We start from the raw sequence: 13,051 nt of genomic DNA, 5'->3' as shown, positions 1-13,051 counted from the left end.
TCGGTTCCGCGGTGGTCACTGCGGCTCTCCCCGTCTCCCCGTGTCTGCCCGCCCCGTACCCCGTATCCCGTACACCTGCGAGGACGCCGTGCCGACGTCCTTGGGTTGCTCCGGGACGCTAACACGTACGCCGTCGGGAAGAGGGGGCCGGGATCGGCGCGCTCGTCCCGACGGCGTACGCCGTTCCGGTCGTCGGCCGGTCAGCCGAGCCGGGTCGCGGCCGGTCAGCCGATCCGGTCGTCGGCCGGTCAGCCGATCCGGGTCAGCTTGGCTCCGAACGTCGGCTCCGCCAGATCGCTCTGCAGCGCGACGGCCACCTTCACCTGACTGGTGCCCTTGCCCACCGTGAGCGTTCCGACGTGGGTGCCCGCTGCCGCGGAGTGCGGGATCGCCTTCCCGTCGTCGGTCAGTTCGAGCTTGACCGTGAGACCGGGCCAGCCGACCGCCGAGACGTCCTCGGTGGCGACCACCGGAACGCTGCCGCCCAGCCCGTCGGAGAGGGTGCCGACCACATCGCCCTTCTTCACGACCTTGGCGCCCTCCAGCAGCTCCTGGGTGGCGATCATGGCTTCCTTGCTCACCGCGTTGACCGTGTCGATGATGGCGGGCTTGTGCTGGCCCAGCACGGCACCGACGATCAGCTGGTCGGTGTCGCCGACCATCTTGTGCGCGGCGAAGAGCAGGTTGCCGCCGGCCTTGGTGGTGGAGCCCGTCTTGATGCCGAGCGCGCCGTTGTACGGCACGAGGGTGTTGTAGTTCCGCCGGTTCTTGCCCGACGGGTCGGTCCACGACGGCAGCTTCGTGATGGCCATCAGCGCCGGGATCTCCACCAGCTTCTGGCCGAGCTTCACCTGGTCCTCGGCCGAGCTGACCGTGGTCGCGTTGAGGCCGGACGGATCCGTGTAGGTGGTGTTGGTCATGCCGAGCGACGCGGCGGTGTCGTTCATCTTCTTGACGAACGCCTCCTCGGAACCCGCGTCCCAGCGCGCCAGGAGACGCGCGATGTTGTTCGCGGACGGAATCATGATCGCGGCCAGCGCCTCCTGCTCCGTCAGTTCGTCACCGGCCTTCACGGTGTTGAGCGTCGACTCGCCCTCCGAGTCCAGCTTGCCGTCCGACTCCGCCTTCGCGTCGATCTTGATGGAAGGGCCCTTCTCGCCCTCCTTCAACGGGTGGTCCTTGAGCACGATGTACGCGGTCATCGCCTTGGCCACACTGCCGATCGGCACGGCCTTCTGCTCGCCGAACGAGTCCACCGTGCCCAGCCCGGTGGCCGCCATGTAGCCCTGGCCCTCGTCGGGCCACGGCAGCGACGGCTTGCTGCCCTCGAAGGTGTACGTCGGCTTCACCGACAACTGGAGCTCGGGCTCCGGGAGCGGGCGCACCATCTGCACGATCGCAAAGACGATCAGCAGAAGCAGGACCAGCGGGGTCCAGATCTTGACCCGGCGGACGGCGTTACGGACCGGCGTCTCCGGCGGCGGAGGCGTGTTCGTCAGCTCGGCCAGCAGGTCGAGCGGCGGCTTGGGCGGCAGCGGCTGCTGCGTGGTCCGCTCGGCGCCGGAGAGCGAGGCGGCGGCAGGCGGCAGGCCGGCCGCGCGGGTCGTTCCGGCTGTTCCGGGTGTTCCGGGTGTTCCGGGTGTTCCGGGCTTCGCGAAGGAGAGTGCGGCCGGCGCCTCGGGCTTGCGGGGCGTGGGCGCCGGACGTACGTCGTCCCCGCGCAGGGGTACGAACCTGCTGGTCCGCTCGGTGGCGGACTCGGGCTTCGCTTCCGCGTCCGGCTTCGGGAGCGGACGGGTGATCTTCAGCGCGGTCGTCGGCTGGTCGACCTTGGGCACGGACGGCGCCCGGAAGACGGCGGTCGGCTGGTCGACTCCGCGCCCATCACCGGCGGCGCCGGGATTGCCGCCCTCGTCGGACGCACCACCCTTGTCGGCCTTGCCGGCCTTGTCACCCTTGTCGGACGCGCCGCCCTTGTCAGCCTTGTCGGACGTATCGCCATTGCCGGCGGACTCGCCGGACGCGCTGTCCTCGCCGGGCTTCCCTGCGGCGTCCGGTGTGCGGTCGGTGTCGGCGGTGTCCTTGGCGTCGGCCTTCGGGACTCCGGCACCGTCGGACAGCTCGTCCGAGGCATCGGCATCGGCATCGGCATCGGCATCGGCATCGGCATCGGCATCGGCCGACGCAGTCGCCGTGTCCGAGGTTCCGTCGGTCGGAGCGACGGGCTCAGGCGCGTCGCTCTCCGCCACGGTGCCGGGGGTCGCGCCGTCCGCGTCGCCGTCCGCATGGGCGTCGGCATCCACGTCGGACGCGGCTTCAGCCCCGGACGTGTCGTCCTCAGCGCCGTCATCCTTCGCGCCGTCATCCTTCGTCACCCACGCGGCGACCGCCGCACGCAGCCGCGCGTCGCCCGCCTCGGGCGCAGCGGGATCTGCGGACTCAGCGGACTCAGCGTCCTGCACGGACTCGGCGGCGTTCGCGCCCTCCGAACCGTTCGCCCCCTCCGCCCCCTCCGCGCCCTCTGCGGGCGTCGAGGGCCCGGCGGCCTCGGAGGACCCCTCGGAGGACCCAGAGGCCCCTTCACGGGCCTCAGCGGGCTCCCCGGCACCCTCGGCGCCCTCGGTGTCCGAGGAGCCCTCCTGGGCCTCGGAGTCACCGGAGCCCCCGGCAGGCTGGGAAGCATCAGACGCCTCAGCCGCGCCCTCCGGGCTGCGAGCGACCTTCCCCGCCCCCTCGGCAGCCGCGGAGTCGTCACGGTCGCCAGTGGCACTCTCGGCACCCTCGGCCGGCCTCGTCCGGAAGACAGCCGTCGCCGTGTCCACCGAGACGCTCTCGGCGCGTTCGGCGCTCTCGGCGTTCTCGGCGTTCTCGGCGCTTTCCGCGCTCTCGGCGCTTTCCGCGCTCTCGGCGCCCTCGGCTCCCCTGCCGGACGGCCCCGGAGCCGACCCGGTACGGAAGACGGCCGTCGCGGCGTCCGCCCCGCCACCCGCTTCGGACCGGGTGGACGATTCACGGAAGACGGCAAGCCGCGGGTCGCCCCCGCTCTCGCTCCGAGCCGTCCCCGAGGACTTCTGCTGCTCCGACTTGTCGGGGGACTCGCCCGCCACCGATGCCTCCTCCATGCGGCACGGGGACATCCCCGCGCTGTCCGAACCATCTACCAGTGTCCTGGGTGAATCCACCCGCTCGGCTGCTAGACGAGAACGACATACCTACTGGTTCCCGTACAAAGCACCCAGGCACCCTCGACAGACCAATGTGAGAGGGGTCACCCTGTCATTCATCCACGCGGGGAGGCATGGATGGGCAGGAGCCGCAGAACAATTCCGGAGGAGCTTCTGCTGCTCGCTCTGGACCCGGCCACGGGTACCACAGCGCAGCCGCAGTCGCTCGACCTCGGCCTCGCCGGAGCTCAGCTAGTGGAGCTGGCTCTGGCAGGACGGATAGCCCCTGACGGGGATCGTATCGCCGTGGTGATGCCACGGCCGACAGGAGATCCGACTCTGGACTCCGCACTGGAACTGCTGCGCCGACGCGGCAGCCCGGTTCGGGCGGTCCACTGGATTGGCGGACCCCGGCTGGGGTTGCGCCAGATCTACCTCGCTCACCTGGAGCGGTGCGGCATGGTGCATGCCGTGGCGGGCCAGATGTGCGGAGTGCTGCCGACAACTCGCTACCAGGCGACGGACACGGCAATCAGCCGGGACATCAGAGCCAGGCTGGACAGTGCGATCCGCACCGGCGTACCGCCGGACCCGCGGACCGCGGCGCTCGCCGCGCTGGCCCACTCGGTCGGACTCGGCAAGCACTTGTACCCCGGGAACGAGGGGCGTTCATCGCGCTCCAGGCTCCGGGACCTGATCAGGCACGACCCGATGGGCGGACTCGTGGCGCATGCCGTGATGGACGTCCAGAACGGAGCGGTCGCACAGCCGCGCCGTAATCAGGCGGCAGGCGTGCCGTTGCAACCGCAAGTGCAGTCGCAGTCCCGCCGCGGCAGCATGGCGCCCACCGCGGTCCACTAGGACCGCACCCGTCGCCACGCACCGCAGCACCGCAGCACCGCAGCACCGCAGCACCGCAGCACCGCAGCACCGCAGCACCGCAGCACCAACCGAATACCGCCGCACCGTCGTCCCCAAGACCCGGTTCGGGAGCCGCACCACGCGCGGGGCAGCCGGAATCACGGCTGCCCCGCGCGCTTGCGTGTGGCCATTTCCCAGCGCGACCGGGGGCAATGGTGGCAATCTGCTCAGCAGTAGATACGCACAGCTACACAGCGGAGGTGCCGTTTCCGTGCCGTCCAACGTCAATCCCACCGTCAGGCGACGCCGGTTGGGCCAGGAATTGCGCCGACTGCGCGAACTGAAGGGCATGACGGCCGAGGAGGTGGCGGAGCGGCTGCTGGTCTCGCAGTCGAAGATCAGCCGCCTGGAGAACGGCCGCCGCTCCATCAGCCAGCGCGATGTACGTGATCTCTGCGGGGTGTACGAGGTCGAGGACCACCGGGTCGTCGAATCACTCATGCAGATGGCCAAGGATTCCCGCCAGCAGGGCTGGTGGCACGCCTTCGGCGACATCCCGTACAGCGTCTACATCGGCCTGGAGACCGACGCCGAATCACTGCGGGTGTACGAACCCCAGGTGGTTCCGGGCCTGTTGCAGACCCGGAGCTACGCCGAGGCGCTGATTCACGGCGCGTTGCCGGAGGCCCCGCCGAGCGACATCGACAAGCGCGTCAGCGTCCGGGCCCGCCGCCAGGACCGGGTCACGGACCCGGAGCGTCCGCTGCGGCTGTGGGCGGTGATCGACGAATCCGCGCTGCGCCGGCTGGTCGGCGGCAAGCAGGTGATGATCGAGCAGTTGGAGCACCTGCTGGAGCTGTCGCACCTGCCGCACGTCACCGTGCAGGTACTGCCGTTCGACATGGGCGCGCATCCCGGTATCAACGGGCAGTACGCCGTTCTGGAATTCCCCGACGCCGCGGATTCCAGCGTCGTCTATATCGAGGGCGTCACCAGCGACCTCTACCTGGAGAAAGCCAACGATGTGCAGCGATACAGCGTCATGTACGAACACCTCCGGGCCCAGGCGCTGAACGCGGAGCAGACCCGGACCTTCATCGGTCGAATCGTGAAGGAATACACCGAACTCCACGGCGCCTAAAGCCGGACAGCCCACAAAGTCCGGTATGCGGGAGATGAAGCGATGTTGCGGGAGGGGCGGCGAACAGTACACCGCCGCCCGTCCGTAGCGGAAGACTGTCATGGTATATACCACTCGGTCGAGTGAACGGCCCCTCCGCTTCAAGGACTTGACGAGTAGCGTCGATCACGCCAACCAGAGCAATGCTCAAGTAAATGCTGTTGGCGTCCTTCATACGACTCTCTGAATTGGAGTGAACATGGCCATTCGTCAGGGTGCTACGGACAAGTGGACGAAATCCTCGTATTCCGGGGGCAACGGCGCCTGCGTCGAAGTCAAGTCCCCTCTGACGCAGGCAATCGCCGTACGCGACTCGAAGGCCCCCGAGGGTCCTTCGATCACGTTCGTCCCCGCCGCGTGGAACGCTTTCGTACGTGACGTCGGCAAGGGTGCCGTCGACGCCTGACGGAATGCTTGTCCGCGTTCGCATCGCAGCATCGATTCCGGTGCTGCCGGTAGCCCTCTCGACTGGTCCGCCGTCCTGGCCGAGGGGGCTCCGTGCAACGTGCCGTCCCGTAGCCGGAGTTCCCCGTTCCCCGAGGCCGCTCGGCCCCGAACTCCGACCTCCCCGGCCTCCCCGGCCTCACGCCTCACGCCTCACGCACCTCCCGGCCTCCTGCACCTCCTGCACCTCCTGCACCTCCTGCACCTTTCGAACGCCCGAACTCCCGAGCTCCCGAGCTCCCGAGCTCCCGAGCTCCCGAACTCCCGGCCCCCTGATCTCTCAGCGCAGACGGTCGACATGGAGATCGGTGCCGGGCACGGTCGGAATGAACGGCGCCACCAGCTCCACCCGCCCCAGGCCGGACTCCGCGACCGCCGCGTCGAGCCCGGTGAAGTGTTCGTCCCAGCAGTCGCGCGGGTCCTCCTGAAGGAACCACAGCAGGGTCAGCCGGGTGTCGACGCCCTCGACCTGCTTCACGTACGTCATCCGGTCGCCCGGCAGCGGCGTGGGGCGGAAGACCGTCACCATGGCCGCCGGGGAACCGCCCAGCCGCTTCGGCAGGTGCCGCACTCTCAGCCACTCCAGCAACTCGGCCCGCTGCTCCGCACCCTCGGCGTCGAGCACCTGAAGGACCAACCCGCGGTAGGGGTGGTCGAGCGCGTGGAAGTCCCGGGGGCCCGCGGCACCGTCCCGGTAGACCGTCGCCTCGTGGTCCTGGAACGACGTGAACACATGGGAACGGTCCTGGTAGACCCGGCCGTCCCGGTTCAGGCGCTTGTTGATCCCGACGGTCCACTTCATGTGGTCGTCGTAGCGCCCGTCGGTCACCCAGTACGTCGACAGATAGCAACCGGCGCCGACGGGCTGCGCGACGGCGGACTTCTCCGGGTAGCGCAGTTCCCGCAGCTCCCTCGTGGCGACCCAGCGACGGCCCGCGAACATCCACGGCATCGCCATCGCCCCCGCGTAGTAGTGGTCGTCCTCGTACCAGCGGTTGTACGCGTACTCATGGCCGGGGTGCGGTTCAACCATGGTGATCAGCGCATGGCCGGGATGCACTCCGTACGGCCCCAGCGCGGCCAGTTCGGCGTAGGTGTCGCTCCGCGTCTCGTCGCTCATGCCGTTCCCCTTCCGTACTCCGCAACGGCGTCCTACTCTGACGCTCCGTCAGAAGAACTGCCAGAGCCCGGAGGCCACCGATGCTGCTCGCGGGGAAGACCGTCATCGTGTCCGGCGTGGGCGCCGGGCTCGGGCATCAGGTCGCGGCGACGGTCGTGCGGGACGGCGGCAACGCGGTGCTCGGGGCGCGTACCGCCGCGCACCTCGCCGCGTCGGCCGCCGTGATCGACCCGGAGGGCCGGCACACCGCCCACCTGGCCACCGACATCACGGACGAGGCGCGGTGCGAGGCGCTCGCCGCGCTGGCGCTGGAACGGTTCGGACGGATCGACGCGGTGGTCCACGTGGCCGCCTGGGACAGCTACTTCGGCGGCATCGAGGATGCCGACTTCGCCACCTGGCAGTCGGTCATCGACGTCAACCTGCTGGGCACGCTGCGGATGACCCGCGCCTGCCTGCCCGCCCTCAAAGAGCGGGGCGGCTCGGTCGTCCTCGTCGGTACGCAGTCCTCGGTGGCCGCACCGTCCCAGGTGCGGCAGGCCGCGTACGCGGCCTCGAAGGGGGCGCTCACCTCGGCGATGTACTCCATGGCGCGGGAGTTCGGCCCGCACCGGATCCGGGTGAACACGGTGCTGCCCGGCTGGATGTGGGGCCCGCCGGTGCAGGCGTACGTACGGTTCACGGCGCACTCCGAGGGGGTGCCCGAGGACGAGGTGCTGGGCAGGCTCACCGAGCGCATGGCCCTTCCGGACCTGGCCACGGACGGCGATGTGGCGGAGGCCGCCGCGTTCCTGGCCTCGGACCGGGCGCGGGCGATCACCGGCCAGTCCCTGCTGGTCAACGCCGGCGAATTGATGCGCTGAGCCACTACTGCCGTCCGGAGCAGTTCTCCTCCGAGCAGCTCTCCTCCGAGCAGTTCTCCTCCTTCTCGGCCGCACGGGACCCGCATCCCGTGCGGTCTCTCTGCGCTTCTCGGTACTCCCGACGTTCTGCACAGCCTGACGAAGTGCCCGCTCATCGTGTGGCCGTCGTCGCGTTCACGACAACGCTCGCGTTGGTCAAGAAAAAGCAAAAACGTTCGACTTGCTGATCCCTGTTCACATCTCTGACCGCACAAACCTTGACCGGGGTACTGGACAGGCGGTTCAATCCCCGAAGTCCCCGCTCCCGCACGGGGATCCCGCTGAGCGGCCGTACCGACGAAGTGCGTCCCCGTTCACAAGGCGGACCCCAGGAGGGGGCACATGAACAGTCTCGACTGGGTCGTGCTCATCGGCTACTTCGGCGTGATGGTCGCGATCGGGCTCTGGTCCCACAAGCGCGTGGACAACGTCAGCGACTTCTTCACCGCCGGCGGCAAGATGCCGTGGTGGCTGTCCGGGATCTCGCACCACATGTCCGGCTACAGCGCGGTGATGTTCACCGGCTACGCCGGGATCGCGTACCAGTACGGCGTCACGTCCTTCGTGACCTGGTCGCTGCCGATCGCCATCGGGATCGGCATCGGCGCCCAGCTCTTCGCGCCCCGGCTCAACCGGCTGCGCTCACGCCTGCACGTCGCGTCCCCACTGGAATACCTGAAGACCCGCTACAACATCCCGACCCAGCAGGCACTCGCCTGGTCCGGCCTTCTGCTGAAGATCGTGGACGTCGGCGCGAAGTGGGCGGCCATCGCCACCCTCCTCTCCGTCTTCACCGGCATCTCGCTCACCCAGGGCATCTTCATCACCGGCTGCATCACCGCCGTCTACTGCACCGTGGGCGGCCTGTGGGCCGACGCGCTCACCGAGCTGGGGCAGTTCGTCATCCAGCTCTTCGCCGGGATCGCGATGCTCGTCACCGCCATGGCGAAGCTCGACGGTGTCAGCACGCTGTGGACCGTCTGGGACAAGCTGCCCGAGGGCCACACCGACCCGACGGCCGGCCCGTACACCACGACCTTCCTGCTGGCGTACCTCTTCATCAAGACCTTCGAGTACAACGGCGGCATGTGGAACCAGGCCCAGCGCTACATGGCCACGGAGTCCGCCGACGCCGCGAAGCGCTCGGCCCGGCTCTCCGCCGTCCTGTGGCTGGTCTGGCCCACGGTGCTGTTCTTCCCGATGTGGTGCGCCCCGCTGCTGGTCCACGCGCAGAAGCCGGACGCCTCCGACAGCTACGCCCTGATGACCGAGCAACTGCTGCCGCACGGTCTGCTGGGACTGGTCGTCGTCGGCTTCTTCTCGCACACGATGGCCATGTGCTCCTCGGACGCCAACGCCATCTCGGCGGTCTTCACCCGGGACATCGCCCCCGTCCTCTCCAAGGCCGCGCGCGGCTGGAGCAGCCGGGCCGGGCTGCTGGCGGCGCGGCTGTCCACACTCGGCTTCCTGGGACTGTCGATGGCGCTGGCCACCCAGATCAACTCGCCGACGTTCAAGGACATCATCTCCGTCGTCATCAAGTGGGTCGCCGGTCTGATGGGCCCGATCGCGATTCCGTTCATGCTGGGTCTGCTGCGCCGCTTCCGCAGGTCGGGTCCGACGGCGGCGCTCGTCAGCTGGGCGGCGGGCCTGCTGGCGTTCTACTTCACCAACTACAACTTCGACGGTTCGGTGAAGACGGATGTCGCGCTGCAGTACCAGGTGGCGCTGCCCCTGGCGATCTCGCTGGTCCTCTACATCGCGATCGGCTTCATCAAGCCGGAGGACACCCCCGAGCGCGACGCGGTCATCGAGCTGATCAATTCGGACGGTGACGGCCCGGGCGCCGGAGCGACGGTTCCGGCCCAGGCCGGTCACGGGGACACCGCGTTCACGAAGGACGTGAAAGACGTGAAGGACTGACACCCGCGACCGTACGGGGTGGGGCGGGGTGTTGCGTTGCGTGACGGGCGTTGCGGGACGGGGCGTTGAGGGGGGCGGGGCGTTGGGGGGCGGGGCAGGGGGTGGGTTCGGAACGTGACAGGGATACGGCTCGCTGTCACGGTGCGGATCCGCCCCTCGACCGCCCCTCGACCGCGCCGGGGCTCAGCCGCGCGGGTAACGCGTCAGCCAGCCGGGCGCGGCGGCCGACGGGCTGTGCAGGGCCGGGCCCTGTGTCATCTCCATCGCGAAGTCGTCGGCCAGCTCCAACAGCGTGGCCCGTCCCTCCAGTTCGGCGAGCCAGGTCGGCGGCAGCGCGGTCTCGCCGTGCAGCGCGCCGAGCAGCGCCCCGCACAGGGCGCCGGTGGCGGCGGAGGGCCCGCCGTGGTTGACGGCCAGCCGCAGCCCGTGCCGGATGTCCTCGCCGACCAGTGCGCAGTACACGGCGACGGCGAGGACGTCCTCGGCGGCGTCCGTGGCCCCCAGCGACTCGATCAGGGCCGGTCCCGGAATGCCCTGGCGTACGGTGCCGAGTGCCTGCTTCAGCGCTTCGGTGAGCGGCTCGTGCCCGGGACGCTCGGCGATCAGGGCCAGGGCGTGCTGGACGGAACCGTCCAGGGTCTCGCCGCGGGCCAGCCCGTGCACCATGACGGCCAGAGCGCCCGCGGAGAGCAGCGCGGTCGGGTGGCCGTGGGTGTGCGCGGCGCACTCGACGGCGAGTTGGAGGACGAGTTGGGGCTCCCAGCCGACGAGCAGCCCGAACGGCGCGGACCGGGTGAGCGCCGCCGAGTCCCGCGCGTTGGGGTTCTTCGGCCGGTCGAGGGTGCCCATGGTGGTGTCCCCGAGCCCCGTCAGACACTCCCGGGTGGGCCCGCGGCGCGCGTAGAGCCACTCTTCGAGGGCGAGCCAGCCGTTGTCCTTGCGGCGCTCGTCGGGCCCCCAGTCGTGCTGGGTGGCCGCCCACCGCAGATGGGCCCGGTGCACATCGGTGGGCGGGTGCCAGGCGCCGGTGTCGCGGCGGACCTGGGCGCGGATCAGCCCGTCGACGGTGAACAGGGTGAGCTGGGTGACAGCGGTGACGCGACCGCGCCCGCCGTACGCGGGGACGAAGTCGGTGACGGCGTCGGCGCCGTGGGCCGCCCGGATCTCTTCGAGCGTGAGCCCGTCGACACTCGCGCCGAGCGCGTCCCCGATGGCCCCGCCCAGCAGCGCGCCCCGCACCCGGCTCCGGAAGTCCTGCTGCTCGGCACGGCCCCAGACAGCTGTGGTCCCAGTGCTCACCGTGCCCCTCCCCCGTCGGCCCGTCGGCCCGTCGGCCGGTCGCCCGCCTTGCGACTGCCCAGCACTGTAATCGAACGTGAACGGCCGGTTGAGGGGGCGGACTTGGGTACGCGTGGGTATGTGGACGGACGTCCCGCAGGTCGTTTTTGACCCGCGCCACGACCGCGCCCTGCACCTGGCACAGGGAGTCGACCTCGTCACGATGAAGGAACCCACTGGGCCACGCCCGCCTCGGCGTCACAGCCGGCATCTACGCCCCCGTCCGGTTCTCGCCTCCAACGCCAGGCCATCGACACCCGCGGCAACGCGCTCGGCGACCCGGAGACCATCAAGACGCCCAACGACGACGACCCGCCATCCCCCGCCGCCCTCGTCCACTGACGTTGCCGTCAACTACTGCCGTCACCCCACACAGAAGCCCCGCCAGGACACCTGGCGGGGCTTCGATTTACTGCCATGACGTCAGTGAGGCCACGGTTCTAGCCCTGGGTCGGAGTACAGGCACACCAGGGGGCGATCTGCACAGATCGCCAACTCCAAAGCATCTTCGAAGGTGGAGCCCATTTCCCAGATCCATCCGAGCCCGGCGGCTACCACCTTCCCCTCGGCTTCAATGAAAACGCTCGAATAACTGAGCCATTCGCCGATCGGAAAGTACTGCCCGCCCAGGACTCCCTCAATCTCCGTCGCCAGGCCCCGCTGGCCCGACCCAGCCGAGATGGGATCAAAATTGAACGGTTCATCGTTGCTGAAGTTTGAGCCGGACTGATTTATTGGCTCAATGACTAGCCCACCCAGCGCGGCAAGGATTTCTTCGGCCTGCTGATTCGGCAGATACCCTTCCTGCTGCAAGGAGTCGAGCCAAGGGCTGACGCCAACCCTCCTTCGAGGGTGCCAGCCAGCGTCACGAAGAGCTCGCAGCAGATCGGGTCGCAGCGAATCAAATCTGATCATGACGGCTATCCAATACCAAGGTAATCCAGCAGTCGCCCGCAGCGACCGCAGGGGGTGGCAAGTTCACCATGCCCAGCCCTATTCGACGTTGACATGGAGTTGTTTCTCGACTTCACCGTTCGCATCGCACCTCCCCTGATGGGCGCACTTATTGCATTCGTAGCACTTCCGGCCCGACGGAGACGTGCACTCAGAAACGAACTTCACGCCTGACTCGTTAAGAACTTTGTCGGCACACCCCACCAACAGATCGCCAGTGTTGCAGTTATGCACGAGCACCGGCGTAGCCCCCGCCAGCACATAGTACGCATGGTCGGTGACCTCTATCTGCCTGCGTTTATGTAGGTCAACGGTATTTTAGTGCTCCGCTGGCGTGCGTGGGAGTGCGCTGAAATCCGGTGTTGTTGCCGTTAGGGATGCAGACGCCCTCAACCCGGCTCACAACGCTCCAGACGGCCCGCCCACCGCAGCTACCGTCCACTGACGCTGCTGTCAAACCGCCGAGAGCCCCACCGAATGACGATTCGGTGGGGCTCCGCGCATGCAGTCGATTCTCGAATCGATATCGACCAGAAGGCTACCGGGCAGAAATCTTGATCAGATTACCTCGATTTCGTACCCGTACTGCTCCTTGACATTTTCCGCCATTTCACGGCCAGCAACACGCGGGACTTTTCGCTCCCACCAACCACGCCCACCCTGCACATCGAACCCCTGGGCCAACAGGCCAGCGAACTTTTCATCCACTCGCCTGACTTCCGTCTCGAACCATTCCAGCTCAGGAACTTCTTTGATTGCTGGGTCGTCCATCACACGCTGGAGAAAACTGCGGATCGACATGTCGTCCCAGTACTCAAAGAGAGTTCCTTCATAGCCCTCCGTGCAGTCGTCGACAAACTCTGTCCACTCTTCGATGGCGCGATGGGGGGTCAGCGATGAGGATCGCCCGAGATTCCCAGACAATTCCCTGAATCTATCAAGGAACAGCATTACAGGTACCTCCCTCCCTGAACCACTACCGATATCTCATTGTCGTTCGACGGAAGCAAGAGAGGCACTCTGCCGGCCGGAAGGATGTCGAGACGCTACCGCCACTTTTCATGTACCCGTAGAGCTCGTAACACGATCATGAGCGGGCTTTCTTGAGGCGTCTGTAGCAGATGAGGCTGCAGGCGAGGGAGACGAAGGCGTCGTGGAGTTCGGT

The 13,051-nt window shown here is 68.2% G+C and carries 10 protein-coding genes; 5 read left to right on the top strand and 5 right to left on the bottom strand.

Annotated features, from left to right (window positions below; all coding sequences use genetic code 11):
• Positions 1 to 248: 248 nt before the first annotated feature.
• A complete protein-coding gene (locus ACFVUT_RS34860) occupies positions 249 to 3,122 on the bottom strand; it encodes a hypothetical protein (protein ID WP_389659694.1) in 2,874 nt (957 codons plus the stop codon).
• 180 nt (positions 3,123 to 3,302) lie between these two features.
• On the opposite strand from ACFVUT_RS34860, the gene ACFVUT_RS34855 reads away from it, so the two are divergent.
• The 3 genes from ACFVUT_RS34855 (at position 3,303) to ACFVUT_RS34845 (ending at position 5,611) form a co-directional block, all read left to right on the top strand.
• Entirely contained in the window at positions 3,303 to 4,025 is a 723-nt protein-coding gene (locus ACFVUT_RS34855) for a GPP34 family phosphoprotein (protein WP_389659691.1), read from the top strand.
• Positions 4,026 to 4,296: 271 nt separating this feature from the next.
• Positions 4,297 to 5,166, top strand: coding sequence for a helix-turn-helix domain-containing protein (locus ACFVUT_RS34850; protein ID WP_389659688.1), 870 nt, complete (start codon positions 4,297 to 4,299; stop codon positions 5,164 to 5,166).
• 238 nt (positions 5,167 to 5,404) lie between these two features.
• Complete coding sequence (locus tag ACFVUT_RS34845; protein ID WP_189278436.1) at positions 5,405 to 5,611, top strand: DUF397 domain-containing protein; 207 nt, start codon at positions 5,405 to 5,407, stop codon at positions 5,609 to 5,611.
• A 318-nt stretch (positions 5,612 to 5,929) separates the two neighbouring features.
• Here ACFVUT_RS34845 and ACFVUT_RS34840 read toward each other — a convergent pair whose 3' ends face one another.
• Positions 5,930 to 6,769, bottom strand: a complete 840-nt coding sequence (locus ACFVUT_RS34840; RefSeq protein ID WP_389659685.1) for a hypothetical protein — start codon at positions 6,767 to 6,769, stop codon at positions 5,930 to 5,932.
• An 80-nt stretch (positions 6,770 to 6,849) separates the two neighbouring features.
• Between ACFVUT_RS34840 and ACFVUT_RS34835 the strand changes: the two genes are divergently transcribed.
• Together ACFVUT_RS34835 and ACFVUT_RS34830 are read left to right on the top strand one after the other, a co-directional pair.
• Positions 6,850 to 7,632 carry an SDR family oxidoreductase gene (locus tag ACFVUT_RS34835; protein WP_389659682.1) on the top strand — a complete coding sequence of 261 codons (783 nt, stop codon included), beginning with the start codon at positions 6,850 to 6,852 and terminating at the stop codon, positions 7,630 to 7,632.
• A 381-nt stretch (positions 7,633 to 8,013) separates the two neighbouring features.
• Positions 8,014 to 9,594 carry a sodium:solute symporter family protein gene (locus ACFVUT_RS34830; protein ID WP_389659679.1) on the top strand — a complete coding sequence of 527 codons (1,581 nt, stop codon included), beginning with the start codon at positions 8,014 to 8,016 and terminating at the stop codon, positions 9,592 to 9,594.
• A 183-nt stretch (positions 9,595 to 9,777) separates the two neighbouring features.
• On the opposite strand, the gene ACFVUT_RS34825 is transcribed toward ACFVUT_RS34830, so the two are convergent.
• From ACFVUT_RS34825 to ACFVUT_RS34815, 3 genes are all read right to left on the bottom strand, one after another.
• Positions 9,778 to 10,893 carry an ADP-ribosylglycohydrolase family protein gene (locus ACFVUT_RS34825; RefSeq protein WP_389659676.1) on the bottom strand — a complete coding sequence of 372 codons (1,116 nt, stop codon included), beginning with the start codon at positions 10,891 to 10,893 and terminating at the stop codon, positions 9,778 to 9,780.
• Positions 10,894 to 11,355: 462 nt separating this feature from the next.
• On the bottom strand, positions 11,356 to 11,847 hold the full coding sequence (locus tag ACFVUT_RS34820) for an SUKH-3 domain-containing protein (protein ID WP_389659673.1): 492 nt from the start codon (positions 11,845 to 11,847) through the stop codon (positions 11,356 to 11,358).
• 597 nt (positions 11,848 to 12,444) lie between these two features.
• Entirely contained in the window at positions 12,445 to 12,837 is a 393-nt protein-coding gene (locus ACFVUT_RS34815) for a hypothetical protein (RefSeq protein ID WP_389659670.1), read from the bottom strand.
• Between the last annotated feature and the right edge of the window lie 214 nt (positions 12,838 to 13,051).

Source organism: Streptomyces sp. NPDC058051, from assembly GCF_042885475.1.
Taxonomy (GTDB): Bacteria; Actinomycetota; Actinomycetes; order Streptomycetales; family Streptomycetaceae; genus Streptomyces.
This window is presented reverse-complemented; position numbering and strand designations above follow the sequence as displayed.

Coding starts and splice junctions, on each gene's coding strand:
- ACFVUT_RS34860 (WP_389659694.1), bottom strand. CDS start 3,122: ATGGAGGAGGCATCGGTGGCGGGCGAGTCCCCCGACAAGTCGGAGCAG.
- ACFVUT_RS34855 (WP_389659691.1), top strand. CDS start 3,303: ATGGGCAGGAGCCGCAGAACAATTCCGGAGGAGCTTCTGCTGCTCGCT.
- ACFVUT_RS34845 (WP_189278436.1), top strand. CDS start 5,405: ATGGCCATTCGTCAGGGTGCTACGGACAAGTGGACGAAATCCTCGTAT.
- ACFVUT_RS34840 (WP_389659685.1), bottom strand. CDS start 6,769: ATGAGCGACGAGACGCGGAGCGACACCTACGCCGAACTGGCCGCGCTG.
- ACFVUT_RS34835 (WP_389659682.1), top strand. CDS start 6,850: ATGCTGCTCGCGGGGAAGACCGTCATCGTGTCCGGCGTGGGCGCCGGG.
- ACFVUT_RS34830 (WP_389659679.1), top strand. CDS start 8,014: ATGAACAGTCTCGACTGGGTCGTGCTCATCGGCTACTTCGGCGTGATG.
- ACFVUT_RS34820 (WP_389659673.1), bottom strand. CDS start 11,847: ATGATCAGATTTGATTCGCTGCGACCCGATCTGCTGCGAGCTCTTCGT.
- ACFVUT_RS34815 (WP_389659670.1), bottom strand. CDS start 12,837: ATGCTGTTCCTTGATAGATTCAGGGAATTGTCTGGGAATCTCGGGCGA.